Genomic DNA, 25,962 nt, shown 5'->3' on the forward strand with positions numbered 1-25,962 from the left:
AAATGGGCTGTTCCTAGAGGGCAACGACCCATTTCCGGCGAGTTGTGTTGGACCGATTCGGTTGCAGTGGATCTACGTCACGTATGGTTCTCCACAGCATCGGTGACGATTAGTCCTTAGAACCCTTTGACATATTCGACTGATCCATCCTCGTAATCTCGGATGCGCCAGACTCCACCCTTGACTTCATCGGCTGGGACATCAGCAAACACGACTCCGTAGCCGATAGAGGATTTAACATCAATGTCTGCGGGAAGCAGAGGCCCGATGTCGCGGTAGGAATCCACCACGGTATACCAGGACTCGTCGTAGATTCCTCCGTGGCGTCCGACGTAGTCCACGACGATAGAGTCAGCTGGGTCGGCCACATACTCGCTGAGGTTAGCCAAGGCCAGTCTTACATAGAGGTCCACTTTTCCTGTCTCGGTGTCACTGGGATAGGCACGTGGCCCATAAAACTTTGCCATCCAGTCAGAAGTCACGAATGTTTGGTCAATAGCGAAAGGGTCTTGTTTCGTTGAATATACATACAACACCGCTTCTGCTGAGGTGGCCTTTCCAGCCTTGTTCGTAACTGTGACACGGTATGTGTCTAATTCGTTCTTAGACCGTGCGGTAAAGCTGTAGTTCGGGCCAGTTACTCCCGAAATTCTCGTCCAGTTGACCCTGCCGTCAGCTCCTTCGACCTCTCGTTCCCACAGGTAGGACAGGGATCCTCCGGTCGCTTGACTCTTGATGGTGACGGATCTGCCGGCCGTGGTTACGACAGAAGTCGGGATCTTAACTGCTGGTTTGACGACAGTGAAGACCCGCGCGGTCTGAGATGTGGCTTTTCCGGCCTTATTACTGGCAATGACCCGATATTCGATTGCAGACTGCGTTGTGGGAGCAGCGAAAGAATAGGTCGACCTGGTGGCTTTGGAAATATTCGCCCATGTAGATCCGGCCTTACGCTGCCACTGGTAGGACATGGACCCGCCGCTGGCTTTGACCGAAAGCGCTACCTTCGATGTTGCAGCCGCGGTCAGGCTCGCGGGCTGAGTTGTGATCTTAGGTGCGGCGACAACGCTGAGTTTGGCGCTCTTGGAAGTAGTCTTTCCGCGTGAATTTGAGATGATGACGCGGTACTGTGCCCCATTGAGGCTCGTCACGGCCTTCACTTTGAGAGTTTTGGTTTTCGCAGAAGAGCCCGTCGCCTTGACCCATTTACGGGACTTGGGCTTCTTGGCTTGCCACTGATATTTGAGCTTGCTACCGGTTGCTTTGACTTTGAAGCTGTGAGTTTTGCCCTTAGCAACGGTCGCAGACTTCGGGTTAGTCGTGATTTTTGCTTTACTGACTGTCGCAGTGGCTGCGACCGTTGAGCTGACGCTGCGTGTGATTGGGCTCGCGTTAGCTGGGGCGATAGCAATCGGCGCTGCGATGAGAAGCGCGGCCGTCAAGAATGTGACGGCGCGCTGAATAGCTTTTTTCAAGAATATTCCCCCAACGAGAATGAACGAATGAGCTGATGAGAGTGCGAGGTCCCCGCCATGAATTGCGAGTTACCTGAATAGTACCCACCATTGCGTCATTGACGACAATGGTGTCTACAAGACCGACATGCGGGTCGGATGCGGACTCGCGCCTGCATCGGTTACTCGGGCCTCCACCAATTGACCGCGAGGCTAGCAGTAAACCGATGAAAGGACTTTGGCGGGCGGGAGTTCGAAAGTTCGAAACAGTCTGGGATAAAGGTGGCCCCGGAGCAACCTGATCGGTTGTCCCGGGGCCAGCCGGCGAAAACTGCGTCCCTGAATTTCTAACTAGCGCTTAGAAGGGCGGTAGCCGGCATTGATTGCTGCGCCCTGACTAGCGAAGCACTCTTCAGGCTTAGTCCGATTGTAGAAACCGCCGCCGGGGACGTGGTAGATCATTGAGTTGGCGTTGCCCTTGATCGGGTAGCCCGCCGGGCAATTCCAACTGCCCGTACCGGATACGCTGCTGGGCTTCTTGCCGGACTTGATGGTCAGCCACTGGGTCTTCGTCGCAGTGCGGGTGGAGGTGGACGACGGCAGACGGTACTTCACTGATGTCGTGACTCGATACTTGCCGGCTCTCAGCGAAGCCGACTTCTTGTTCTTCGCCACCGTCTTGTTGCCCAGCTTGACCGTCAGAGTCTTGGCCACGACTTTCACGCCCTCAGCAGCAGAAACGTTCGGCTTGATAGTCGCCTTGCCGTTGTAGGGAACCTTCTTGCCCGCGATCGACTTCAATGCAACGGCGTTGCGAACGACCAGTTTTTGAGTCTTGGTGGTGCTCTTGGAAGAGGCGTAGACGCGGGTGCCGTCCTCCACCGCATATTTCTTGTACTTTACGGTGGTCTTCACCGAGTAAGTGCCGGCATTGAGCTTCGCCTTGGTCTTGTTCTTGACCACCGTCTTGTTGCCCTGCTTGACCGTCACGACCTTGGAGGTGACGGTGACCCAGCCGGTTGTGGAGACCGCTGGCTTCACGGTTGCCGTTCCGTTGACGGGCGCCACCGGGCTTACGATCTTCATGATCGCCAGGCTCGTCTCGGGTGCAGGAGTCGGAACCGTTTCGTCGACTGGTGTTTCAGATACGGGTGTTGTGGCTGGCAGCGGTGCTGCGTGGGCAGCCGTGACCGAACCAAAGAGGAGCGAGGCTGCGGCCGCTGAGACCGCCATACCCCGCATAAATGATGCGAGTTTCAATTTCCCCAACTTTCCCGGGCAACTGGCCCGGTTAATAGTTTGACGGGGTTATCGTATGACGAATGACTCCAGTGGTGCGTGTGCCGCTGAGCTGAGGACATAATCGACAGAATTCGGTCATGGCCGGACAGCCGTCAGACCGTGAAGGAACTACAGCAGTTCGGTGCGCAGTTGAGCAGCGGACTTGGGGGAGAGCAGGCCCGGCGGGACGTCGAAGACGGTGACGGCGCCGAATTGGCCCTGCTGGTTCAGCCGGTGAACTGCTCGGGCGTAGGCCACCAGGACGCTTGCGGTGAATTCCGGGTTGCTCTCCAACGTGAGTCCGTATTCGATGACCTGGGCGTGTGCGGTGCTGGTGTTGCCGCTGCGGATGGTCATGCCGCCGTGCGGCATGGCGCTGTGGTCGCGGGCCAGTTCTTCGGTGATGAAGTGGACCTCGGTGTCGTACTGGTCGAAGTAGTGCGGCATGGTCACGATGGCCTCGCGGACCGCGGCGGGGTCTGCGCCGTCGGCCAGTACCACGAAGCATTCGCGGGTGTGCTTCTGTCGAGTTTCCAGCTGCGGGCGGCTGCCGTTGCGGACCTGCTCGATGGCTGCTTCCGACGGCAGCGTGTACTGGACGCCGGCGGCCACACCCGGCACCCGGCGAATGGCATCGGAGTGGCCTTGGCTGAGGCCGCGGCCCCAGAACGTGTAGGTGTCGCCGTCGGGCAGCAGGGCTTCGCCGTAGACCCGGTTGATGGAAAACATGCCGGGGTCCCAGCCGGCCGAAATCAGCGCAGTCTTCCGGGCCGCGCGGGCCGGGGCGTCGACGGTCTCGAAGTACTCCGGGATGCGGGCATGCGTGTCGAAGCTGTCCACCGTGTTGAAGCGGGCAGCCATGACGGGTCCTTGCTGCGGGAGGTCCTCCTTGGAGCCGCCGCACAGGATCAGCACGTCGATCCGGTCCTCGTTCGCAGCGAGTTCGTCCATGGTGTGCACGGCGGTCTCGGCGCGCAGCGTGGCCACATCCGCGGGATTCCGCCGGGAGAAGACCCCCACCAGCTGCATATCGGGATTCTTGGCCACCGCGGCCTCCACGCCGCGGCCCAGGTTTCCGTAGCCGGCAATGCCGATTCGAATCGATTCACCCAAAGGTCTGTCCTCTCGTCAGGTTCAACGGTTTGTCAGGCAGTGGGTGTTAGATCCACATCGCCGGATCGATGTATTCGGCCGGATCCACGGCAGGCTTGGTCTCGCGCTGCGGGTCCCGGTGCCGGAAGGTGGCCGGAATGCCGGTGATGATGGATTCCGGTGGCGCGTCCTTGACCACCACGGCGTTGGCCCCGATCGCGCTGTCCGCACCGATGACCACGGGGCCCAGCACCTTGGCGCCGGCGCCGATCACCACGCGGTCGCCGATGGTGGGATGGCGTTTGACCTTGGCCAGCGAGCGGCCGCCGAGGGTGACGCCGTGGTAGATCATCACGTCCTCGCCGATCTCCGCGGTCTCGCCGATCACCACGCCCATGCCGTGGTCAATGAAGAACCGGCGGCCGATGGTCGCACCGGGGTGGATCTCAATGCCGGTCAGGAAACGGCCGGCCTGCGAGATCAGCCGGGCGGGCAGCCGCAGCGATGGGTTGGCCCACATTTTGTGGGTCAGCCGGTGGATCCAGATGGCGTGCAATCCGGAGTAGGCCAGGAAATTCTCCACGCGGCCCCGGGCCGCCGGGTCGTGCGACCGGGCGGCCTCGAGGTCTTCACGCAGTCGCGCTAGGAAACCCATGTGCTCTTTCTGATCGACATTGCGCCGCGGGCGGGCCCGAAACTGGTCGGCCGCCGCCCGCACGGCGCAGGGAAGCTGGTTAGCCGCGGATGTCGTCGTAGAGGAGCGTGGAGATGTAGCGCTCACCGAAGTCGGGCACCACGGCCACGATCAGCTTACCGGCGTTCTCCGGCCGCTTGGCTACTTCCAGCGCGGCCCAGACGGCAGCACCGGAGGAGATGCCGCCGAGGATGCCTTCCTTGATGCCCAGATCGCGCGCGACGGCGACCGAGGCCGACGTCGGGGCATCCAGCACTTCGTCGTAGACGCTGGTGTCCAGCACCTCCGGAATGAAGTTGGCGCCCAGGCCCTGGATCTTGTGCGGACCGGGGTTGCCGCCGGTGAGGATGGCGGAGTCTTCCGGCTCGACGGCGATGATCTGGACGCCGGGCTTGCGCTCCTTGAGCAGGCCGCCCGCGCCGGTGATGGTGCCGCCGGTGCCGATGCCGGCCACCAGGATGTCCACCTTGCCGTCGGTGTCGGCCCAGATTTCCTCGCCGGTGGTGGTGCGGTGGATCAGCGGGTTGGCCTCGTTGGCGAACTGCTGCGCCCAGATGGAGTTCTCGGTGTTGGCCACGATCTCCTTGGCCTTCTCCACGGCCCCGCGCATGCCCTCGGAGCCGGGGGTCAGCACGATCTCGGCACCGAAGGCGCGCAGCATCACGCGGCGTTCGGTGGACATGGTCTCCGGCATGGTCAGGATGACCTTGTAGCCGCGGGCCGCGCCCACCATGGCCAGCGCGATGCCGGTGTTGCCGGACGTGCCCTCCACGATGGTGCCGCCCGGCTTCAGGGCGCCGGCCTTTTCGGCGGCGTTAACAATGGCCACACCGATCCGGTCCTTCACCGAGTTGGCCGGATTGTAGAACTCCAGCTTCACGGCAACCTGGGCCGGCAGGCCTTCGGTGAGCCGGTTCAGGCGCACCAGCGGGGTGCGTCCCACAACCTGGGTGACGTCGTCGTAAATCGGTGCCATGTGTGTTCCTGCCTTCTGGCCCGGAGGCCGCTACAGAGATGGGAGTAACAAAACTTCTTTCAGCCTAGTCAGCGCGCTGATCGGCCTGCTATGCGATGAGCCATTCGGCGTAATATTTACGGGCTTTGGCCAGCTTGGGATTGATGATCACCTGGCAGTAACCCACCTGCGGATGCTTGGCATAGAAGTTCTGGTGGTATTCCTCCGCCGGGTAGAACTCCGGCAGCCGGACCACCTCGGTCACGATCGGGTCGTGCCAGTCGGCCTGCGCGCGTTCGATCGCCGAAACGAAGGTCTGTTTCTGCTCGTCGTCGGTGTAGAACATCGACGAGCGGTACTGCGTGCCGACGTCGTATCCCTGCCGGTTCAGCGTGGTGGGGTCGTGCGAGGCGAAGAACATGCCCAGGATGACCTCCTCCGGCACCACCGTCTCGTCGAACGTGACGGCAACAACCTCGGCATGTCCGGTGGTTCCGGAGCAGACCGCCTCATAGGACGGGTCCTTCACAGCCCCGCCGGTATAGCCGGAGACCACCTCCGTCACGCCACGGGTCATGTTGTAGACCGCGTCCAGGCACCAGAAGCAGCCACCGCCAAGCACAAAAGTCTTCATGGGTTAAACAATGTCATGGGCTCCTCGAATGTTCCCGGGGCGCCAGTCTTATGCTGAGGGCGTGTGGGCGGGCCCGCGACGGATGGGGTAGAAAAGGACCTATGGTCGACGACGAACTGCTCCGCACCGGGGACACCGAAGCCCCCGCGGGATCCACAACTTCAGCGGGAACAGACAGCCCAGCGGGCACCGAAGCCTCGGAAGGAACCACATCCCCAGCGGGAGCTGAAAACCCCGCGGACACGGACGCCGCCGCAACGGACGAAGCACAGCCGAAGACGCCGGTCCTTGGCGACGTACTGCTGGCCATCGAGGAACTGTGGCCCGAATCGCTGGCCGAGCAGTGGGACGCCGTAGGCCCCGTCGTCGGACGCCCCTCGGCCGACGTACGGAAGATCATGTTCGCCGTGGATCCCACGGCCGACGTGATCACCGAAGCCATCGAATGGGGCGCCGACCTGCTGCTCACGCACCACCCGCTGCTGCTGAAGCCAGTCAACTCGGTGGCAACCTCCAGCTTCAAGGGCGACGCCGTGCACCGGCTGATCGAGAACGGCTGCGCCTTGGTCACCGTCCATACCAACGGGGACAGCGCCGTGGGCGGAGTCTCCGACGTGCTGGCCGATGCCCTGGGCCTGCAGGACGTGCGGCCGCTGTCTCCGGCCGACAACGGCCTGCCCGAAGAAGGCATCGGACGGGTGGGGGAGCTGGCCGAAGCCAGGACCCTGGGCGAATTCGCCGAGCAGGTCTTCAGCATCCTGCCGGCCGTTGCCGGGGGAGTGAAGGTGGCCGGCGACCGGAACGGGATCATCCGCAGCGTGGCCGTCTGCGGCGGCGCAGGCGACTCGCTGTTCGACCAGGTCCGGGCGTCTCGGGCGGATGTCTATGTCACGGCAGATCTGCGCCATCATCCCGCCTCCGAGGCGCGCGAAGGAACGGTGGACGGCCGGCCGTACCTTATTGATGTCTCGCATTTTGGCAGCGAATGGCTCTGGCTGACGCCCGCGTCTGCTGCGCTGGACAACGTCCTGACCGACCAGGGTTACACGGTGGAGGTCAAGGTCAGCGTCACCAACACCGACCCTTGGGATTTCGTTCTCACGCCGGGCTAGCAGCGCCGCGTCCGGACGGTAGGCTAGGACGAAGCTGAATCGCAATGGTTCCGCAGCGTGTTGAAAGGACGTACATGGCGAAGGCACCGGCTTCCGAGCAACTGAGGTTGCTCGACCTGCAGGCACTCGATGGCAAGCTCACTCAACTGAGCCGCCGCGCTGCAGCCACTGCCAAGAACGCCGAGATCGATGCGCTGGTGGAGAAGCTGTCCGCTGCCGACTCGTCACTGGTCGCCCTGAACACCGAGATCGCGGACACCGAGCGTGAACTGAAGCGCGCCGAAGCGGACGTGGAGACGGTCCAATCGCGGATCGAACGCGACCAGAAGCGGCTGGACAGCGGATCGGGTACCCCCAAGGACCTCACTGCGCTGCAGCACGAACTGGTCTCGCTGAACAAGCGCCGCAGCGACCTGGAAGACGTGGAGCTGGAAGTCATGGAGCGGCTGGAGACGCTTCGGACCCGCCACACCGAGCACCAGCAGTCCAACGACCAGCTGCGCGAGGAATTGTCCGGCTTGGAACGTACCCGCGACGATGAACTCGCCGGGATCGAAAGCGAACGCGGCGCGGTGTCCGCGGACCGGAAGGAACTGGCCGGCAGCTTTGAACCAGCACTGCTGGCCGTCTACGAAAAGACCCTGGCCCACCGCGGCATCGGTGCCGCCCGCCTGTTCCACGGCAAGTCCGAAGGCTCCGGCATGCAGCTGAGCGCTGGCGATCTTTCCGACATCCGCAAGGCCGCCGCCGACGACATCGTCTTTTGCCCGGACTCCGGCTGCATCCTCATCCGCTCGGAGGAGTGGAACAGCTAGCCCGCATTTTCGGGTCGGGTGCCGCCCGGAGACGGCATCTATCGGCTTGGCGGAAGCCAGCCCAGGTTGTCGAGCTTGCCCTCGATCACGTGGTGCAGGACCGCATACCCCGCGGTATTCAGGTGCGCACGGTTGCTGGAGAGACTGGGCGGCTTGTTGCCCCGCGCCTGTTCCATCAGGTCCTCCGGTGTCGGCCGGACGCCGGCCATCTCCCAAACACCTCGGTGTGTCAGCAGTCGGTCCAGATCCACGTACCGCGGACCGTATTGCGCTGCCAGGGCATCATTCACGCGGTCGATGCGCCGTCGCACGGGCGACGATGCGTGCGTTCCGGTATTGACGAAGTGCCCCCAGACGAGCACGTGTCCGCCGGCGGCTGAAAGCCACTCGTCAGCCGTCTGGGTCCACTCGATAATGGTGTCCGGGTCGGTCGTTGCATGGTGTTTGCCGGTGAGGTTGTTCTTCCCAATGCTCAGGTGGCTGATGCCGGCCCTGAACTCGTTGCCCTCGGCGGAGATAAACGGGGTTCCGGCATGGATCCGCATGCGATTGCCGGGCTGGCTGCGGCGGAAGCTGTAGCCAGGTTGTGCGCCGTGGGCCTTGGAAAGTTTCCCCGGGATGCCGGCTAGGGCGCCCGGAGCGCTGAACGATGCGGCATCCTTGGCGCTCATCGACGGTGAGGACAGGAGGACGGCGCCGGAGGCCGGGATGACGCCGGCGTCAACGCGCGCCGGCCGGGACCCGAGCCGGGCGAGGATCTGTTCAGCGGTCTGACCGCCGGCGCCCCCATTGAAGTACGTCATCCCGTACGCAGAGGCTAGGAGCGCCAGATCCGGGGACATTCCTGCAGCGGTAGAGGAACCCCAGCAGGCCATCTCCGGCGCGCCGGGGCGGGCGGGGCGGCCGGGGCGGGCAGGGACGGCCGGGCCGGCCGTCATTGGCGCCGCAGAATGGCCGGAGAGGTCGGCCGCCACTGCACAGGGGACCGCGGCCAGTACCAGGCCCAGAACGGCTCGGCGCCGGACGGGGCGCTGAATCGAGGACACTGTGTCTCCCTACGGTCACGCCAGCAGTTGCAATGCCCCCGGTCACCGATGAATGGCGCCTTCGAGCGCACGCCCAATATAAGCCTTAGAGACCATACGGATAAAGGTGCAGGTGGGGCTGGTCAGCGCACCACTAGTCGGGACAGTCGGCGTCTGACCTTGCGCCTGATCCTCCGCTGCAGTTCCCTCGGCTGAACCGACCCCCAGCCTCGGCGCCGCAGGGGAGTGGTGTCGTGCATGGCGGCGGTGGTGCCGGTGCCGGCGGTCCGGATTTGTACGGTTTTGCCGGTGGGGAGGGTGTAGAGTCCGCCGGCGCAGCTGAGGCTGACGGACGCATGGTAGGTTCCCGGCGGCAGTGCCGAGATGTCCACGCCGGTGCCTTTGCGGGTACCGAAGTGTGCGCCGGAGTAGTCGCTCAGCGCGTCGCCGAAGACGTTTGCGGCCGCGCGGAAGCCGCCGGCGGCCAGCGCGAAGGCGTGGGTGCCGGCCGGCCCGTGCAGCACCAGGTAGTAGTGGGCGGCTTTGCTGTCGGGGATTTCCACGCCGCGGACGGCGAAGTCCCCGTCCAGGTGCACGCGCTGCCCGCGGGCCCAGCTGGTGCGCAGCCGGAAGTAGGCCTCCTGGGGTGGTGCGGTGCCGAGGACGGGCCGCACATCCAGCACGGCGCCGCCGGGCCGGGCGCGGAAGCGGTACAGCCGCCCGTCCCGCTGCGATTCGGCGCTCAGCGGTGTGCCCGAGGCCAGCGGCAGCTCGGCGTCCCGGCCGGGCACGGCCAGCCGCAGCCGCAGCTCGTACGATCCCTCTGCCAGCCCGGCCAGCTCGATGCCGCGCCTGTCCGGGGACGTGAATTTCGCCTGTTTGTAGTCGCAGGCGGCTTCCTCGTAGTACCTGAAGGAGATCGCCGGATCGCTGGCTCCGGCCAGCTCGTGCTCCTGCCGGATCCCGTCGCCGGAGAGGACAAGTGTGGTGGCCAGCGGGGAGCGGCTCTTGAGGGCGTGCCCGCGCAGGAAGCCCACGCCCTCCGGGAAGAACACCGAGCCGGACAGCCGCGCGCCGGTGAGATTGGCGACGGCGGCGCCGGCCTCCCGCTGACGCGCCAGCACCTCGCTGCGCGACTGGGACGGCATCCGGTTGCCGTTGCGCACCGTACCGAACCGCGGCGGGGTGTTGTCGGCGACTGCGGCCATGATGGAGAGCATCAGCGGCAGGTTGTAGCGGATTTCCCCGGCGTGGTCCCACACCAGGTCCGAGTCCGTCTCGATGTAGTTGAAGTTCGGGTACTTGGCGAACAGCGGCAGCGCCCGGCCGGCCTGCGCGGCGTGGGACTGATCCTGCAGGGAGCTGAAGAGGTAGATGTTCTTGTTCGTGTCCTGGTCCGCGGCAACGGCGTCCGGAATCAGCGCGTCGAGCACTTCCTGCTCCCGGTCCCCGCCGCCCCCGGTCATGTGCGCAAAGGTCTTGGGTCGGGTCCGCCGGGTGTGCGTGCCGACGTAGACCTGCGGGGCGCAGGCGACGATATTGCCGAAGTTGTACTTGATCCCGTAGTACAGCGCGGGGAAACCTCCCTTGGAGATTCCCGCGAGCGTGCATTCGTTCCGGCTCAGGCCCAGCCGCTGCAGCTCCGCGTCGATCAGCGCGATCACTGCATGTTCGACAGCGAAGTCCATGTCTCGGCACAGCGTGTACGCGGGCTGCGGCCCGAACTTGTCCTTGATCCACAGCCAGTTGGCCTGGTTCTCCTGCGTGGACTGGCCGTCGAAGTCGTAGGTGTCCCGCGGCCGGAGCCCGGTGAACATGACGATCAGGTGGCGCCGGTCCTGCTTGGCTTCGCGCGTCTTGTATTCCACCAGGACGCCGTTGTGCAGAAAGTCCTGTTCACGTTGGGGCATGCCTGCGAAGCTACTGCGACCGGGTGAACGCCGGGGAAACAGCTGCCGACCGCGGAGTGCGGAGCCGAAGGTACCGCAGGGCCAGCCGGCGTTTGATCCGGCGCCGGAGCACCGACGGCGCCAAGCGGACGAACCTCCTCCGGAACGACGCCGGTCCGGGTGCGGTGTCGCGCATGGCGGCGGTGGGGCCGGTGTCGGCGGTCCGGATCTGCACGGTTTTGCCGGTGGGGAGGGTGTGGAGTCCGCCGGCGCAGCTGAGACTGACGGACGCACGGTAGGTTCCCGGTGGTAGCGCGGAGATGTCCACGCCGGTGCCCTTGCGGGTGCCGAAGTGCGCGCCGGAGTAGTCGCTCAGCGCGTCGCCGAAGACGTTTGCGTCCCCGCGGAAGCCGCCGGCGGCCAGCGCGAAGGCGTGCGTGCCGGCCTGCCCGTGCAGCACCAGGTAGTAGTGGGCGGCTTTGCTGTCGGGGATTTCCACGCCGCGGACGGCGAAGTCCCCGTCCAGATGCACGCGCTGCCCGCGTGCCCAGCTAGTGCGCAGCCGGAAGTACGACTCCTGGGGTGCTGTGCCGAGGATCGGCCGCACATCCAGCACGGCGCCGCCCGACCGGGTGCGAAAACGGTACAGCCGCCCGTCCCGCTGCGATTCGGTGCTCAGCGGTGTGCCCGAGGCCAGCGGCAGCTCGGCGTCCCGGCCGGGCACGGCCAGCCGCAGCCGTGCCTGGTACGTACCCGCCGGCAGGCCGGCCAGATCGATGCCCTGGTGCTTGGGCGAGGAAAACCGGGCCAGCCGGTAATTGCAGTAGGCCTGCTGGAAGTACCGGAAGGAGATGCCCGCGTCCTCGTTTGCACCCAGCGAGAACTGGCGTCGGGAAGCTTCCGCGGTGAGTACCAGCGTGCTGGTCAAGTCCGCCCACTCCTCGGTGGCGTGACCGCGCAGGAACCCCACGCCCTCCGGGAAGAATACCGAGCCGGCCAGCCGCACGCCGGTGAGATTGGCGACGGCTTCACCGGTCTCCCGCTGCCGTGACAGCACCTCGCTGCCCAGTTGTGGTTCGATCCCGTTGCCGTTGCGCACCGTGCCGTAGCGCGGCGCCACGTTTTCTGCGAGCGCGTAGAGCGTGGCCAGGATCAGCGGCACGTTGTAGCGGGTCACATCCGTGTGCTCGTTGACCAGGTCCGAATCTGTCTCGATGTAGTTAAAGTTCGGGTACTTCGCGAACATCGGCAGCGCTGGAAGTATCTGCGCCTCATGAAACTGGTCCCGCGGGGAGCTGAACAGGTAGATGTTCTTCTCCGTCTGTTCATCAGCTTCCACCGCGTCAGGCAGTAGCCGGTCCAGCGCCTCGAGTTCGGCCTGCCCTCCGCCGCCGGTTAGATGCGCGAAGATCTTGGGCCGGTTCCCGCGGGTATGTGTGCCTGCGAAGATCTGCGGGGCGCTGGCCAGGATATTGCCGAAGTTGTACTTGGTGCCCAGATACAGCGCAGCGAACCCGCCCTTGGAAAAACCCGCCAGTGTGCATTCCTTTCGGCTCAGCCCCAGCCGCCCCAACTCTGCATCAATCAGCGCGACCACCGCCTGCTCAATGGAGAAGTCCATATTCCGGCACAGGTAATACGCGTGCTGCCCGTCGAACTTGTCCTTGATCCAGAGCCAGTGCGCCTGGCTGTCGCTGGAAGCCCTGCCGTCAAACTCGTAGCTGTCCATCCGCCCGACGCCCGCAAACATGACGATCAGGTGGCGCCGGTCCAGCTTCGCAGCGCGCCGCTTGAACTGCACCAGCACGCCGCTGTGGACAAAATCTAGTTCTTGCTCGGACATGTGCCCCAACGCCCCAATCAATGCATCAAGTACTCGGACGCACCGAAGCTACGTGGCCTTGGTGAACGCCAGGCAAACACAGGGTGCCGCCAGCCAAGTAATCCGGTGATCGACCAAGGGCCGCCAGCCAAGTAATCCGGTGATCGACCAAGGGCCGCCAGGCAAGTATCCCGGTGATCGACCAAGGGCCGCCAGGCAAGTATCCCGGTGATCGACCAAGGGCCGCTAGGCCCGCGTGGAGATCTACTCGCCCGGAACAGGACCCAGCGGATCAGTGAAGCGACTAGCGCGCGGACCAACTGGATCTACGTTCCTTAAGGCACCTGATCGAGATGAACGGCTGGCCCACTGACGTATACTCGTCCGGTGATTCAGAGCGCCAAGAAGTTGTATCGTCAGCTGTTCCGCCCGGGCGTTGGAGAGGTGACGCGATTCGCCATCGACGGCATTGGCGGCACGGTTCGCACGGGCAGTCAGCAGACCTCGAACGAGCGCGTCACGCTTTACATCAATGACGTCCCAGTGATGACTGCCCCGGTGCAGATGGACGGCAACGGTTATGGAACGTTCGAGTTCGGCGTTAACGATCTCTGGCGGTTCGCGCAGAGGACCGACGCCCTATCTGTTCAATATGGCGACAAGGCATTGCGAATGCCTTCGGGCGGAACGTCCCACCCGCCCCTGCGCAATGGTAGGGAAAGCCTTGACGCCCTCAAACGCAGGTTCGCGCGGGGAGAAGCCTTCGACAGGGAAGGCAAGATCGCGTTCCTCCCTAAAGATCAGGACACAGCTTGGCAGGATGGTGTGCTCAGCCTGTACGGGGAAGTGGCCAAAGTGATCAAAGGAGTCACGGGCAGCGAGGCGTTCCTCTACAGCGGTACTTTATTGGGATACGTGCGTGAAAACGGGTTCATCCCTCACGACAAGGACATGGACTGCGGCTATTTGAGCCAGGCGGCGAATGCGGAGGAAGCCCAAAGGGAATTCGTGGAAGTGGGCAGGGCCCTCATCGCCGCCGGATACCAGGTGACGCCTAAAGCATCTTGCATCGCTGTCCGTGACCGCGAGGGTTCCCGGGACATGGTGGATATTGCTCATCTGTTTCGAAAGCCAAACGGATTCGTCGGCTTCCCCTTTGGAACGGTCGGCGTGGAAGAGGTACCCGCCGAGGACTTCCTCCCCGTGCAGGAATCAACCCTGAGCGGCCATCCGGTAACTGTCCCAAATCGTCCTGACCGGGTGGTTGCCCACGTTTACGGTGATGATTGGCGGATCCCCAACCCGGACTTCAAATGGAAGGATGCCCGACGGCGACGAGATCCTCAGGCGCTGTTGAGCTACACCGACCGGACCCGGCTCGCGATGGATGACTTCTACGCCCACGAAGCCGATGTCACTCCATCCGAGTTCGCCCAGTGGGTCTGCACCCGAACGGATGGCGTGGCTTTCGTCATCGATCTCGGCTGCGGGAATGGCAGGGACTCCTCGTTTTTTGCCCAGGCTGGGTATCCGGTCGCGGCTGTGGACGTCAGTACTTACGCTGTTGAAGCGGCGAAGAAACACGTCGCTAAGCATTCAGACATCCACGTTGTCGAAACGGACCTCTTGGAAGCCGGTCGACTTGCAGCGCTCCGCGGGGAAGTGCCCGGGACCGGCAACGCTCTTTTTTATGCGAGGTTTTTCCTCAACGGCCTTACGGCGAAACAAGACCGAATCTTCTTCGAACAGCTCGGTTCTGCAGCTGAGACAGGCGACCTGGTTGCGCTTGAGCATCGAACCGACCTGGACGCCACTCGCAAGAAGGCCAGATTCCGTTCCTTCCGCCGGTTCGTTCCTCCGGCGGAGACCCTCCAGCAGCTCCAAGAGCGAGGTTTTGAGATCGTCGAGCAGGCTTCAGGAACTGGTTTGGCAAAGTTCGAGCGGGAAGATCCGGAAGTCATAAGGATTCTGGCCCGCAAGAAGTAAAGCTGAAGGTTGGCACATCCTACCGATCGGTCGGCAGCCGCCCTTCAGCGATCGACCAAGGTCCGACGGGCTAGTAACCCGTTGGCCGACGAAGGGCCGCCGGGCAAGTATCCCGGTGATCGACCATGGGCCGCTGGGCAAGTATTCCGGTGATCGACCAAGGGCCGCTGGGCCCGCGTGGAGATCTACTCGGCCAGAATGATGTTCAGCGCGTGCGCCTTGCGGGCCGTGCCGTCCACTAGTTCCGCCTGCCAGACCTCCTGTGCCACCTTCAGCAGCGCGGCCGGCGTCTCGGGCGCCTTGCCTCGGCGGGTCAGCAGATGCCGGGCCAGCTCGCCGCGGGTGTGCTTGGCAAAGTGGGAGACCACCGTGCGCTTGCCGTTGCGTTCCTGGAACACGTTGACCACAACGGTGCGGGCAGGCTCCGGCGTCCACGCCGCGGCGTAAGTGCTGGAGCGGCAGTCCACCAGCAGGTGCCCCTCGGCGTGGGCATCCAAGGCTTCAGGCAGCCGCTTCTTCCAGTACGAGGCCAGCTTCCCGGTTTCCGGCAGCCCCACGGACATGGACAGCCGGTAGGCCGGAATGCTGTCCGCGAAACCGATAGCACCCCAGAGCGCTGAAATCACGACGACGGCGGCGTCGGCCTTGCGCTTCTGCGTGGCGGTCATCGTCCGGTAGCCCAGGGCGTCGTACAGCACGCCGGAGTAGACCGTGTGAGCCGGGGCGGAAGGTTCGTCGTGCAGTCGGGTATTGCGCTCCACTTCGGCAGCCAACGATGCGCCGACGCCCAGTTGCGCTAAAGCATCCGGACTCTGGCTGATGTGGGCGAGGGCCGCCAATACTTCCTCCCGGGCAGGATTCAGCTCCGGGAACTGCAAGTCCTGCAGTTCGAAGGGATGTCCCTTGGCGGCAGCGGTCTTTCCTTCGGAAGGCGGAAGCAGAATCAGCACCGTAGCAGCCTACCGTCGGAGCGCACCTCCGCACGAAAGGCGGGAGCACCGCCGTCGTCATGCTGGGAAACCGCCTGAAGCGAGGCAGATTACTGGCGGCGGGGGAGCAGGCCGTATCCTGAAAGCGGGACGGGTTGGCTGGGCGATCGCGTCGGACGGGTCTGCGAAGATTCGTCTGCCGAGGAAAGTCCGGGCTCCGCAGGGCAGGGTGGTGGGTAACGCCCACTCGGGGAAACCCGCAGGCAAGTGCCACAGAAAATAGACCGCCAGGGCTGCCTCGTGCAGCACCTGGTAAGGGTGAAACGGCGGTGTAAGAGACCACCAGCGCGCCGGGCGACCGGGGCGGCTAGGTAAACCCCACCCGGAGCAAGGCCAGACAGGGCACGATCGAGGGCTGCTCGCCCGAGTGTCCGGGTAGGCCGCTTGAGGGCACCGGCAACGGTGCTCCTAGATGGATGATCGCCACCCGGCGGCGGGCAACTGCCGCAGGTGACAGAACCCGGCTCATAGGCCAACCCGTCCCACTCTTCCCTTGCATTTACTGGGCGAGGGGCCTGTCGGGCGGATTTGTCGGCGTCGATAGTCAAACCACTGGCCAGAGCTAAGCCGGGAACACGTGGGAATCCTTGGTCGCTGGTTCGAATTCGGCAAGGGCTCCGCTGAAGTGTTTAAGGCCATGGTGTCGCTGGTCTTAGCCGCCCAAGTCTTGAACTAGCCTTTAACCTGAAGCCGGGCTCGATGCCAGCGCCCCGGCCTTGGTACGGACGCACTTGACGGGCACGTGAAGCCACCTGTCAAGTAGCGCCTCCAGGATGTTCAAATGCTTCAGCTTAGAAGGAATACATGGCGGTATCATCGCGCGTGCAATGGGTGGATGCAGCCAAAGGAATGGCAATACTGCTGGTGGCGCTGCATCACTCCGTCATCTTGCTGGGCCAGATGGATCTCATCGCGGGACCCTGGGTGCAGGTGAACAGAACCCTCCAGGTATTTCGGATGCCGCTGTTCTTCGCCGCCTCCGGCCTTTTTGCAGCATCGGTCATAAGCCGTCCGTGGAAGGTCCTTTGGTCCAGCAGGTTGAGCCTCTTGGCATGGGTGTTCCTGCTCTGGTCAGTCATTAGGTTCCTCTATTTCACAGTCCTTCCCATGGAAGCCAGGCCGCAGGAAACAGACCTCACCAGGCTGCTGACCGCCCCACTGCTTCCGACGTCGGGGTTGTGGTTTATCCACGCGCTGCTGTTCTTTTTCATCGCTGCCAAGCTGATGCAGGGAAGGGTCGACTACCGCATCCAGTTGCTGGTATCAGCCGTCATATCCGTTCAGTTCCTGTCCATGTCGTCCTGGAACATCAGTTGGAACGGCATGGGCAAGTATTTCTTCTTCTTCCTGGCCGGCTGTTATCTGCGTGAGCTTGCCTTCGAGTGGGTTCAGAAGCGGAATTGGAAGCGGGCGGTGCTGATCGGGGCGCTGTTCATTGCCGGGGCGGCGGCGCTTGCCTTCTTCGATCTGAGTCGGTCCGGTCCATCCGCATTTCTGGTCCGCGTCGTGGCCGTTGCCTTTGGGTTCATGCTTGCGGCGTATGTGGTTTCGCTGCCCGGCGGCGCTGTTCTTGAATATCTGGGGCGCAACACGTTGCCCATATATGTTGCGCACGTCGTCGTCATTGCGTTCCTAACAACATTGCTGAGCCTTGCAGGGGATCTTTCGGTCGGCACGCGGCTGCTCCTTCCGCCGTTGGTTGCACTTGGTGCTGTTTGCCTCTCACTCGGGTTCATGGTTGTTTTGCGTGGGCCGTTCCTGCGCTACGTGTATGAGGCGCCGGGCTGGTTCCGCGGCCCAGTGCCGACCAAGGTACTTGCAGGCACGGCACGGGACTGACTTTGTAGATCCTGGCCTGAAACTTGCAGCGTAGGGGCGTTCGCAGGTCAGGAGATCGCATCGCCAGAACCAGGCGCATAGGTCAGCCAGTCCACTCCTTGCGCCACCATCCAGAATCCGGCTGGGCAGAAGTTACCCCAAGGAAGCAGCCCCGCCAGGTTGGGGAGTCCGGCGGGGCCGCTTCGACTGCCGAACACCGCCGCAGGGTTGGGGCCGTGGCAGGGTCCGCTACCGCACAGTCTCGCAGTCCTCCGCAGCAGCAGGTATCCCCAAAGTTGGTCGGTCCAGATCCGCCGCTCAGCGGTGGCAGGACGCGATGGTGCCAGCGACGTGTCTAACATTCCGCACGCCGAGGACGACAGTGGCGGATACAGTCTCCGCTGGTTCCACCACCAGCATCTCTCTTTCCTCGGGGGAATAATGTATCGCCCTTCGCCCTCTATTTTGCGCCCCATGCTGCGCGTCGGCCTGACATCTGCCGTGCTGACCGCCCTGCTGTCCTCTGCTCTGCCGGCTGTCGCTTCCGACCCAGTTACGCCGTCCGCCCAAACGACCGAATTGCCCGCACCGACGGGTTCCGCCCTGGACAGCGGTGCGCTCTCCAGCGGGAGCCCCGTCCCTACCGGGACGCCGACCGTCGAAACTCCCGAACCTCAGCCGACAGCGACGGACGCGAGCCCTGCGCCTTCGAATCCTGCCGAGCCGTCCAACAAAGCGTCAGAGGAGCCGGCGGTGCCCGCAGCGCCCGTGAAGCCCGAAGCGCCCGCCGATCAAGGGCAGCCCGCGATTCCCTCACCGCCCGAGGCGACGAAGGAAGCACCGGACGCAGATCCTTCGCCTTCGCCCTCGCCCAAGCGGAAAAGTGCCACCCAGGAAGCACCGGAGACGAGCAGCCCCGCGGCGGAAGCTCCGCATGTGGCCGCGGGGCAGGCCGCGATCAGCAAGAGGGCGACTGCGCTGAAGCTCCGACCGCTGAATGATTTCCGCTGCACGCTCAAGAACAACGGCTGCGTCCGCACCTACACCGATGCAGCTGGGAATGGGAAGGTGGCGATTTACTGGACCGCTGCCTCGGGGGCGCATGCGGTGGACCTCAAACACTCCATCTACAAAACCTATCGCGACGCGAAGTTTGAAAATGGTAAGTACGGCTACCCCGTCGCGGACATGACGGTTCGCTCTGACAAGAGCGCCACCCAACGCTTCCAAGGCGGGACCATCACCTATACGCCGGCGCACATTGTTGCGGGCAAAAAAGCCATCGATGCCAAGGCGAAAAAGCTGAAACTGGTTGCGGTCAACGATCTCAACTGCCGGCTGGTGGGCAATGGGTGCGTCCGTACCTACGCCCCGTCCGCCAACAGCTCTCAGCGCGTCGCCATCTATTGGACGGCCAAAACCGGGGCACGCAGCATGGACCTTCAGCACCGGATTTACAAAAAGTTCAAGGCATCTGGATACGAGCGCGGGACCATGGGCTACCCGACCTCGGATCCGAAGTGCGGTCTCAAGGCCAAGGGATGCGTCCAGACTTTCCAGAACGGAACTGTCGCGTATTCATCCTCCACGGGCGCTCGGATTCTGACTGCGCAGATGAACCACAGCTGGAAGGCCCGTGGCAGCCAGAACGGCAAGCTGGGCTACCCGATGCAGGACGCAGTGAAACGCAGCGGCAAGACCACCCAGGTCTTCCAGGGCGGCTCCCTGGTAGCGGCCCGCGTGGGGGCGGTGATGTACCCAAAGAATGAATGCTGGGCGATCGGTGCAGGTAAGACCCGCTATGCCCATGGCTGGGCCAACCGCATCTCGTTCACCATCGCCGAGAAGTACGGCACTGCCAAGGCGAGCTTCGTTAATTGCGTGCGGATCGGTTCCATCTACAAGCAGGAGTGGAAGACAGGCAAGGCCACCGTGGGACTCAAGGGGTTCAAGCGCCCTGGCGTGGCATCCGGCCACACCCAGTACCGATGGTCCCCGCAAGGCAGTTTCACGGTCCACGAAGCCTTCGGTGAAGGAAACCCCGGCACCGATCTCAAGTACAAGAAGCTGAACAAGAAGTCCAGATGGTCGGGCACTCGTGGCTCCTCCTACAACAAGTACTACGAATCCGGCTCCGTAGGATACGAACGGTGGCCCGACGAGAACATGTGGTTCTATATGCGGCTTCCCACCGGCGACTACCGTCAAGGCGCGGTGATCGACTACAACAGGGGACCGGGGCAAAAGATCAAGCAAGGCGCAGGCTTCGCCATCTTCCTGCATGCCAACCCCGTTCCGACCGCGGGCTGCATCGCGCTGGAGCTGAAAAACGTTGTCCGTTACTTGAAGACGGCAGACCCCGGCGACCGAATCATCATGGGCGTCCGCAAAGACATCTTCAAAGCCTGACCGCTTCAGCCGGTGACGGCGGTGCTTTCCCCAGGCGGGGAAGCGCCGCCGTCACTCTCTCCACCTCCAGACGGCATCATGCGGCGAACAGGTCGATGCCCGTTAACGTGAGGCAGTTCACCCGCAGGCGTACGCCGGTGCCTCAAGCAGTCCCTAGAATGGATAGCAGGTAGGCGTGACTGGCGTCGCTTGGCAACGAGCGGCCAAACCGTGCAGACCTGAAAGCTTCCCGCCGGCAGTTGGCGGTGGCGTGCCGCCGGAACCGGACAGAAGGTCGGGCGAAAGCGGCGTCGTCGTGAAAATCCACGGCGGTGACAACCGGGCTCGAGGGAGAACCCGGCTGATGTAGGAAGGTAATTCTGTGAACCAGATGTCAGAGTCGACCCTAGATGCGTGGAGCAACCGCCAGGCCCTTGCCGAAGCGATGATCCCGATGATCGGTCGGTTGTACCGGGAAAACAACGTGGTCACCTCCATCCACGGGCGCAGCCTGATCAACCAGTCCGTGGTTGGCATCCTCAAGGCGCACCGCTTCGCCCGCCAAATCGACGACGCCGAACTGCCGCTGGAAGAAACCTTCCCGGTGGTTCAGGCCCTGAGCGAGCTGGAACTCGGCGCCGGCTCGGTCGACCTGGCCCGCCTGCTGGTGAAGTTCAAGAATGAGGCTGACGGCACGGACCTGAAGGACTTCGTCCGCGCCGAACTGGCGGACATCGTCGGCAAACACGGTGCGGACGAGCGCACCAGCACCGATGTTGTGCTCTACGGCTTCGGCCGGATCGGCCGCCTGCTGGCCCGCATCCTGGTGGGACACTCCGGTGGCGGCCACGGACTGCGCTTGCGCGCCGTGGTGGTCCGCAAGGGCAGCGACGATGACCTGATCAAGCGCGCCAGCCTGCTGCGCCGCGACTCCGTGCACGGACCGTTCGACGGCACCATCTCCGTGGACGAAGAGAACAACACCATCCAGGCCAATGGCACGTTGATCCAGTTCATCTACTCCAATGATCCGGCGTCGGTGGACTACACCCAGTACGGCATCAAGGACGCCATCGTGGTGGACAACACCGGCAAGTGGCGCGATGAAGCCGGCCTGTCCCAGCACCTGCAGTGCCCGGGCGTCTCGCGGGTGGTGCTGACCGCACCGGGCAAGGGCGGCCTGAAGAACATCGTGCACGGTGTGAACCACTCGGACATCACGGACGACGACAAGATCGTTTCCGCGGCGTCCTGCACCACCAACGCCATCACGCCGGTGCTCAAGGCCCTGAACGACAAGTACGGCATCGCCCATGGCCACGTGGAGACGGTCCACTCCTACACCAACGACCAGAACCTGATCGACAACTTCCACAAGGGCACGCGACGCGGCCGGTCGGCGGCGCTGAACATGGTGCTGACCGAGACCGGCGCCGCCAAGGCCGTGGCCAAGGCCCTGCCGGAGCTCGAGGGCAAGCTGACCGGCAACGCCATCCGCGTCCCCACCCCGGACGTTTCGATGGCCATCCTGAACCTGAACCTGGAGCAGGACGCCACCAAGGAAGGCTTGAACGAGTACCTGCGCGGCATGTCGCTGAACTCGGATCTTCGCAAGCAGATTGACTACGTCAACTCGCCGGAAATCGTGTCCACCGACTTCGTCGGTTCGCGTCGCGCCGGCGTGGTGGACGGTCTGGCGACCATCGCCAACGGCAAGAACGCCGTGCTCTACGTCTGGTACGACAATGAGTTCGGTTACAGCTGCCAGGTGGTCCGCGTGCTGGAAGAGATCGCCGGGGTCAACCCGAAGATCTTCCCGGCCGTGATGGAGCCGGTGGCGGAAACCGTCTAACCCACGCTTATCCAGCAATAACGACGGCGGAGGCCGGCGGCAGTGAATGCCGCCGGCCTTTGCTATGGCTTTTAGCCGGACGGCGTTCCTACAATGGCGGCATGGTTGAGATGACGCGGTGGGAACAGGCACAGGCCAATCACAAGGAAGCCGAGCGGCTGCTGCATGCGGCGGAGGATGCATACGCCCGCGGCAGCATACCGGAGAAGCGCATCGATGAGCTTAAACGGCTGCGCGACATTACGCTGGAGGACCTACGCCGCTGCGAGAAAGACCACAAGTCGGGCCTCACCGACAGCTAACGGCGTCCTGCCGCGGCTGATCAGGAGGTTGCCGTAGCGGGTCGCCAACGTCTGTGCGGCGACGAGAGGATCAGTGGCCGAACGGATCCGGATCGACGCCCGGGAGCCAGGTGTTGCCGGGGATGCCCCAGCCTTCTTTCCGGATGTTTTTGCGGGCGCGCTTGCTCCACCGGTCATTGAGCCGGTCAATGTACAGCTTGCCGTCCAAATGGTCGTATTCGTGCTGCATCACGCGGGCGAACCAGCCTGTTGCCTCGAAGTCCACCGGATTGCCGTCCGCATCGAACCCGCGGACCCGGGCCCACTCGGCCCGCTTCAGCGGGTAGCTGTGACCAGGCACGGACAGGCAGCCCTCGTTTTCCTCGTCGGGGTCAGGTTCCGCGCCGGAAACCTTGCCAAGCACCAGCGTCGGGTTGACCAGCACGCCCCGCGGCGGGACATCGTCGTCGTTGGCAAACTCATAGGTGAAGATCCGCAGACCAATTCCCACCTGGGGAGCCGCCAGGCCCACCCCGTTGGCTTCGTCCATCGTCTCGAACATATCCGCTATCAAGGCCCGGAGTTCATCGTCAAAGGTCTCTACCTCGACGGCGCGGCGGTGCAGCACCGGTTCTCCGGTGACGGTGACGGGGCGGACAGTCATTTTTCTCCTTCAATCAGGATGGCTTCAGCGGGCGTTGACACCGCCGGCTCGACGATGCTGTGCGAACGCTGCCGCTACAGCGGGACATGCAAAGAGCCGTCCCGACGTGCGGGACGGCTCTGCTTGCCGGCTGCTGCCGGACCTTCGGGGTGAGTAACGGGGATTGAACCCGCGACCTCCTGGACCACAACCAGGCGCTCTGCCAGCTGAGCTATACCCACCATGTGCCCTCTTGTTCCTCCCGACGGGCCCCGCTCAAGCGGTTCCTGCCGGTCTCCAACCAGTAAGGCAACGCAGACTAGTTTACATGCTTTTCATCTGGCTTTTGCCACTTTAGCCCATTCCCTAGGGGAAAGTGGCGTACCTAACAATCTAGCCGGCTGGACTGGTGTTGATTCCGGCCGCAATCTTCTTGGCGGTGGCAGAGTCCGGGCCGGGCGAGGGGACAAAGACTGCTTCGCGGTAGTACCGAAGTTCGTTGATGGAGTCTTTGATGTCTCCCAGTGCGCGGTGTCCGCCGCTTTTGGCCGGGGACTGGAAATAGGCCCGGGTGAACCAGCGGCGGGACAGCTCCTTGATGGTGGAGACATCGATGATCCGGTAGTGCAAGTGGTCGATGACGCGGGGCATGTCCCGGGCCAGGAACGTCCGGTCCGTACCGACGGAGTTGCCCGCCAGCTGTGCCTTGCGCGGCTCCGGAACCCACTGCGTGATGTACTCCATCACCTTGTCCTCGGCTTCCGCCATGGTCATGCCGTGCGGCAACTCGTCCAGCAGCTTGGATGTGGTGTGCATGGTTCGAACAAAGTCGTTCATCTGGGCCAGGGACTCTGCGCTGGGCTTGATGACAACATCGACTCCTTCGCCCAAAACGTTGAGTTCCGAGTCGGTGACCAGGACGGCAACCTCGATGAGCGCATCCGCCTCGAGGTCCAGCCCGGTCATTTCACAGTCGATCCAGACAATATGTTCGTTAGAGATTGGCACCCGTCAAATGTATCGCGTCCTGCTCTTGCGTCGCGGGACCAATTGGCACGGACTGGCGAGGTGCCCGGTGCTAACATGCAGAAAGCACCATCAGCAGCTGTCTGCTGATGTGTCCGCCTGACCGTTCTGAGGCGTGCGGACCACCGCCGAGACGATGACCGCACCGGACCAGGTGTACCGACCCCGGAGTGATTGGACCGCCGAGACGATGACCGCCCAAAGACCTACGGCCGAGCCCTCCGTCCCTCGGGATGGAAGCGACGTTAAGGAGCGGTCCAGCCTGAGCATCGTCGAAGGCACCATCGGTTCCCTGATGATGTTCCTCGGTTCGCTGGGGGTCGGCTGGTTGGCCTCGGTGTCCGAACTGCGCCGCTGGCCGCTGCTGATTTTCCTTCGTGTGGAACTGGTCGGCGTTATCCTCTCGGTGATCCTGCTGGCCTTGGGCGGCATGATCTTGGTTCGCGCGTGGTTGCGGCTGGGGCAGCAGTTCACCGTCTGGGGTGCCGAGGCACGCCGGGCCACGCTGACCGCGATCGTCGCCTGGGGCGCCCCCCTGGCGCTGAGCATCCCGTTGTTCAGCCGGGATGTTTACGCCTACATCGCGCAGGGCAAGGTCATGGTCAACAACCTCAACCCCTATGTGGATGGGTATGACCAGCTACAGAATTACCTGCAGACCGGCGCCGACGATCTCTGGGCGCGCAGCCCAACGCCCTACGGCCCGGTCTTCCTGTGGCTGGAAGAGTTCATCGTCTGGCTCAGCGGCGGGCACCCGGAATACTCCATCGTCATGTTCCGGATCCTGGCCGTCGCCGGCGCCGCGATGTGCGTCTACTTCGGGCCGAAACTCGCGGAACTGCACGGGATCAATCCGAACCGCGCGCTCTGGCTGGCCTGCGCCAATCCGCTGTTCCTGACCACCTTCATTGCCAGCATCCACAACGATGCCCTGATGCTCGGGCTTGCCTTGGCCGGCCTCTATTACGCGGCCACCCGGCGGGTGCTGCTAGGCATTCTGCTGGTAACGCTCTCTATAGCCATCAAACCGATCACACTGATTTTCCTGCCGTTCGTCGGGCTGTTGTGGGCGGGCAAGGGTGCCAGTTGGCCGCGTAAGTTCGGCTATTGGGCAATGACCGCGGGCCTGTCCCTCGGGCTGCTTGCGGTCATGGGCGTGATCAACGGCCTCGGCTTCGGCTGGGTGGGAGCGCTCAGCCAGCAAGGCGCCGGCCTGATGATCTGGTACGCACCGGTCGGCCTGCTCGGGATTCTGCTGGGGCTGATTTCCGGCGGACTGGGGTTCGACGGCGCTTTCGTGCAAGCGTCCGTGTACACAGCCGGGAAGGTCGTGGCCGTGCTCATAGTGCTCTACACCATGTTCCGCGGCAGTTACGATCGAATCGTCCGGCGGTTGGCGCTGGCACTGGCCGCAGTGGTGCTGCTGGGCCCGATGATCCAGCCCTGGTACATCGTTTGGCTGCTGCCGCTCTTCGCCGCTACCGGTATTCGTAATGACTGGCAGGTTCGAACCGTCTATGCGGTGACGTCGTTCTTGATGATCTACGCGATCACAGACCAGTTGGATATCTTCCCGTACATCGAGTTCGATCTGGACACAGCCCGGCTTCTTGCCGGTATCGTGGCGGTCGCCTTCGCCTTGTATCTGGTGTTCTTGGACCCGAGAACCCGCAAACTCTTCCGCAAGAAATACGCCGATGCAGACGACCAGCGCCTTTTCTGAGGCCCTGAACTGCGTCAGGCACCTACCAAGGAGACCGTAGGCCCATGACCAACGATGCCGAACACATCATCGCGGCAGACTTTGATGTCACCGACTGGGTTCCCGAACCTTACGAAGTCGAAGGGACCAACTCGGATCTGAGCCGGGTTCTGGTGACCAAGGTTTTTGACGGGTTAATCACAGGCACCAGCCGGGCCGAGTTGCTGATGGCCGGCAACGCAACCGGCGCCGGCTACGTCGCGTCCGAGGTCTTCACCGGATCGGTAGACGGCAGGGAAGGCACCATGGTGATCCAACACTGGGGCCTCGCCGAGGGCGAAGCCGCGGCCAGCGACGGCCACATCATTCCGGGCTCTGGCACCGGTGCCCTCGAAGGGATTGTGGGGAAAGCCATCTACGTCCAGGACGCAGCAGGGCAGCACAGCCTTGAACTGCGGGTGTTCTTTCGCGAGGACGAGTCCGCGGTTCGGAGTTGAATCAACT

The 25,962-nt window shown here is 63.4% G+C and carries 21 protein-coding genes, 1 tRNA gene and 1 other RNA gene; 10 read left to right on the forward strand and 13 right to left on the reverse strand.

The window, feature by feature from the left end; translation table 11 throughout:
- Window positions 1–116 precede the first annotated feature (116 nt).
- The 6 genes from ACWF5H_RS17605 to msrA form a co-directional block, all read right to left on the reverse strand.
- A complete protein-coding gene (locus ACWF5H_RS17605; protein ID WP_452038474.1) occupies window positions 117–1,475 on the reverse strand; it encodes a hypothetical protein in 1,359 nt (452 codons plus the stop codon).
- A gap of 330 nt (window positions 1,476–1,805) precedes the next feature.
- Window positions 1,806–2,714: a sunset domain-containing protein gene (locus ACWF5H_RS17610; RefSeq protein WP_452038475.1), complete on the reverse strand. Its 909-nt coding sequence runs from the start codon at window positions 2,712–2,714 to the stop codon at window positions 1,806–1,808.
- 150 nt (window positions 2,715–2,864) lie between these two features.
- Entirely contained in the window at window positions 2,865–3,848 is a 984-nt protein-coding gene (locus ACWF5H_RS17615; protein ID WP_452038476.1) for a diaminopimelate dehydrogenase, read from the reverse strand.
- A gap of 46 nt (window positions 3,849–3,894) precedes the next feature.
- A complete protein-coding gene (gene epsC, locus ACWF5H_RS17620; protein WP_136786967.1) occupies window positions 3,895–4,482 on the reverse strand; it encodes a serine O-acetyltransferase EpsC in 588 nt (195 codons plus the stop codon).
- A 79-nt stretch (window positions 4,483–4,561) separates the two neighbouring features.
- The gene (gene cysK / locus ACWF5H_RS17625; protein ID WP_452038477.1) at window positions 4,562–5,497 is read right to left on the reverse strand and encodes a cysteine synthase A; all 936 of its coding nucleotides are present in this window, start codon (window positions 5,495–5,497) and stop codon (window positions 4,562–4,564) included.
- A gap of 88 nt (window positions 5,498–5,585) precedes the next feature.
- Window positions 5,586–6,110, reverse strand: a complete 525-nt coding sequence (gene msrA / locus ACWF5H_RS17630) for a peptide-methionine (S)-S-oxide reductase MsrA (RefSeq protein WP_452038478.1) — start codon at window positions 6,108–6,110, stop codon at window positions 5,586–5,588.
- Window positions 6,111–6,211: 101 nt separating this feature from the next.
- On the opposite strand from msrA, the gene ACWF5H_RS17635 reads away from it, so the two are divergent.
- Together ACWF5H_RS17635 and ACWF5H_RS17640 are read left to right on the forward strand one after the other, a co-directional pair.
- Window positions 6,212–7,222 (forward strand): Nif3-like dinuclear metal center hexameric protein, encoded by a 1,011-nt coding sequence (locus ACWF5H_RS17635; RefSeq protein WP_452038480.1) that lies wholly within the window; start codon window positions 6,212–6,214, stop codon window positions 7,220–7,222.
- 74 nt (window positions 7,223–7,296) lie between these two features.
- Window positions 7,297–8,037 (forward strand): zinc ribbon domain-containing protein, encoded by a 741-nt coding sequence (locus ACWF5H_RS17640; protein WP_452038481.1) that lies wholly within the window; start codon window positions 7,297–7,299, stop codon window positions 8,035–8,037.
- Between the two features lie 38 nt (window positions 8,038–8,075).
- On the opposite strand, the gene ACWF5H_RS17645 is transcribed toward ACWF5H_RS17640, so the two are convergent.
- From ACWF5H_RS17645 to ACWF5H_RS17655, 3 genes are all read right to left on the reverse strand, one after another.
- A complete protein-coding gene (locus ACWF5H_RS17645) occupies window positions 8,076–9,083 on the reverse strand; it encodes a hypothetical protein (RefSeq protein WP_452038482.1) in 1,008 nt (335 codons plus the stop codon).
- A gap of 122 nt (window positions 9,084–9,205) precedes the next feature.
- Window positions 9,206–10,972, reverse strand: a complete 1,767-nt coding sequence (locus tag ACWF5H_RS17650) for an accessory Sec system protein Asp2 (RefSeq protein ID WP_452038483.1) — start codon at window positions 10,970–10,972, stop codon at window positions 9,206–9,208.
- A gap of 10 nt (window positions 10,973–10,982) precedes the next feature.
- On the reverse strand, window positions 10,983–12,794 hold the full coding sequence (locus tag ACWF5H_RS17655) for a hypothetical protein (protein ID WP_452038484.1): 1,812 nt from the start codon (window positions 12,792–12,794) through the stop codon (window positions 10,983–10,985).
- Between the two features lie 366 nt (window positions 12,795–13,160).
- Here ACWF5H_RS17655 and ACWF5H_RS17660 point away from each other — a divergent pair, with 366 nt between their 5' ends.
- Window positions 13,161–14,759, forward strand: coding sequence for a methyltransferase domain-containing protein (locus tag ACWF5H_RS17660; protein ID WP_452038486.1), 1,599 nt, complete (start codon window positions 13,161–13,163; stop codon window positions 14,757–14,759).
- 185 nt (window positions 14,760–14,944) lie between these two features.
- Here ACWF5H_RS17660 and ACWF5H_RS17665 read toward each other — a convergent pair whose 3' ends face one another.
- The gene (locus ACWF5H_RS17665) at window positions 14,945–15,709 is read right to left on the reverse strand and encodes a YaaA family protein (protein WP_452038487.1); all 765 of its coding nucleotides are present in this window, start codon (window positions 15,707–15,709) and stop codon (window positions 14,945–14,947) included.
- A 130-nt stretch (window positions 15,710–15,839) separates the two neighbouring features.
- Between ACWF5H_RS17665 and rnpB the strand changes: the two genes are divergently transcribed.
- The 5 genes from rnpB to ACWF5H_RS17690 all read left to right on the forward strand — a co-directional run bounded on the left by rnpB (window position 15,840) and on the right by ACWF5H_RS17690 (window position 22,108).
- Window positions 15,840–16,232, forward strand: an RNA gene (gene rnpB / locus ACWF5H_RS17670) — RNase P RNA component class A.
- A gap of 320 nt (window positions 16,233–16,552) precedes the next feature.
- Entirely contained in the window at window positions 16,553–17,587 is a 1,035-nt protein-coding gene (locus tag ACWF5H_RS17675) for an acyltransferase family protein (protein ID WP_452038489.1), read from the forward strand.
- 732 nt (window positions 17,588–18,319) lie between these two features.
- Window positions 18,320–19,975, forward strand: coding sequence for a L,D-transpeptidase family protein (locus ACWF5H_RS17680; RefSeq protein WP_452038491.1), 1,656 nt, complete (start codon window positions 18,320–18,322; stop codon window positions 19,973–19,975).
- A gap of 370 nt (window positions 19,976–20,345) precedes the next feature.
- On the forward strand, window positions 20,346–21,806 hold the full coding sequence (locus ACWF5H_RS17685) for a glyceraldehyde-3-phosphate dehydrogenase (protein WP_364650782.1): 1,461 nt from the start codon (window positions 20,346–20,348) through the stop codon (window positions 21,804–21,806).
- A 101-nt stretch (window positions 21,807–21,907) separates the two neighbouring features.
- Entirely contained in the window at window positions 21,908–22,108 is a 201-nt protein-coding gene (locus ACWF5H_RS17690; RefSeq protein ID WP_452038493.1) for a hypothetical protein, read from the forward strand.
- A gap of 70 nt (window positions 22,109–22,178) precedes the next feature.
- Here the strand turns inward: ACWF5H_RS17690 and def are convergent, their stop codons facing one another.
- The 3 genes from def to orn all read right to left on the reverse strand — a co-directional run bounded on the left by def (window position 22,179) and on the right by orn (window position 23,738).
- A complete protein-coding gene (gene def, locus ACWF5H_RS17695; RefSeq protein WP_452038495.1) occupies window positions 22,179–22,751 on the reverse strand; it encodes a peptide deformylase in 573 nt (190 codons plus the stop codon).
- A gap of 148 nt (window positions 22,752–22,899) precedes the next feature.
- Window positions 22,900–22,972, reverse strand: a tRNA-His gene (locus ACWF5H_RS17700).
- 151 nt (window positions 22,973–23,123) lie between these two features.
- Window positions 23,124–23,738, reverse strand: coding sequence for an oligoribonuclease (orn, locus tag ACWF5H_RS17705; RefSeq protein ID WP_452038497.1), 615 nt, complete (start codon window positions 23,736–23,738; stop codon window positions 23,124–23,126).
- A gap of 208 nt (window positions 23,739–23,946) precedes the next feature.
- Here orn and mptB point away from each other — a divergent pair, with 208 nt between their 5' ends.
- Window positions 23,947–25,479, forward strand: a complete 1,533-nt coding sequence (mptB, locus tag ACWF5H_RS17710; protein WP_452038498.1) for a polyprenol phosphomannose-dependent alpha 1,6 mannosyltransferase MptB — start codon at window positions 23,947–23,949, stop codon at window positions 25,477–25,479.
- A gap of 44 nt (window positions 25,480–25,523) precedes the next feature.
- Complete coding sequence (locus ACWF5H_RS17715) at window positions 25,524–25,955, forward strand: DUF3224 domain-containing protein (RefSeq protein ID WP_136786981.1); 432 nt, start codon at window positions 25,524–25,526, stop codon at window positions 25,953–25,955.
- Window positions 25,956–25,962: the final 7 nt, after the last annotated feature.

This window comes from Arthrobacter sp. NPDC055138 (genome assembly GCF_053607305.1).

Bases quoted from the DNA above. Each gene is read 5' to 3' on its own strand.
- ACWF5H_RS17650 (WP_452038483.1), bottom strand. From the start codon at position 10,972: ATGCCCCAACGTGAACAGGACTTTCTGCACAACGGCGTCCTGGTGGAA.
- ACWF5H_RS17655 (WP_452038484.1), bottom strand. From the start codon at position 12,794: ATGTCCGAGCAAGAACTAGATTTTGTCCACAGCGGCGTGCTGGTGCAG.
- ACWF5H_RS17635 (WP_452038480.1), top strand. From the start codon at position 6,212: ATGGTCGACGACGAACTGCTCCGCACCGGGGACACCGAAGCCCCCGCG.
- cysK (WP_452038477.1), bottom strand. From the start codon at position 5,497: ATGGCACCGATTTACGACGACGTCACCCAGGTTGTGGGACGCACCCCG.
- def (WP_452038495.1), bottom strand. From the start codon at position 22,751: ATGACTGTCCGCCCCGTCACCGTCACCGGAGAACCGGTGCTGCACCGC.
- ACWF5H_RS17690 (WP_452038493.1), top strand. From the start codon at position 21,908: ATGGTTGAGATGACGCGGTGGGAACAGGCACAGGCCAATCACAAGGAA.
- ACWF5H_RS17640 (WP_452038481.1), top strand. From the start codon at position 7,297: ATGGCGAAGGCACCGGCTTCCGAGCAACTGAGGTTGCTCGACCTGCAG.
- ACWF5H_RS17715 (WP_136786981.1), top strand. From the start codon at position 25,524: ATGACCAACGATGCCGAACACATCATCGCGGCAGACTTTGATGTCACC.
- epsC (WP_136786967.1), bottom strand. From the start codon at position 4,482: ATGGGTTTCCTAGCGCGACTGCGTGAAGACCTCGAGGCCGCCCGGTCG.
- ACWF5H_RS17685 (WP_364650782.1), top strand. From the start codon at position 20,346: ATGTCAGAGTCGACCCTAGATGCGTGGAGCAACCGCCAGGCCCTTGCC.
- msrA (WP_452038478.1), bottom strand. From the start codon at position 6,110: ATGAAGACTTTTGTGCTTGGCGGTGGCTGCTTCTGGTGCCTGGACGCG.
- mptB (WP_452038498.1), top strand. From the start codon at position 23,947: ATGACCGCCCAAAGACCTACGGCCGAGCCCTCCGTCCCTCGGGATGGA.
- ACWF5H_RS17675 (WP_452038489.1), top strand. From the start codon at position 16,553: ATGGCGGTATCATCGCGCGTGCAATGGGTGGATGCAGCCAAAGGAATG.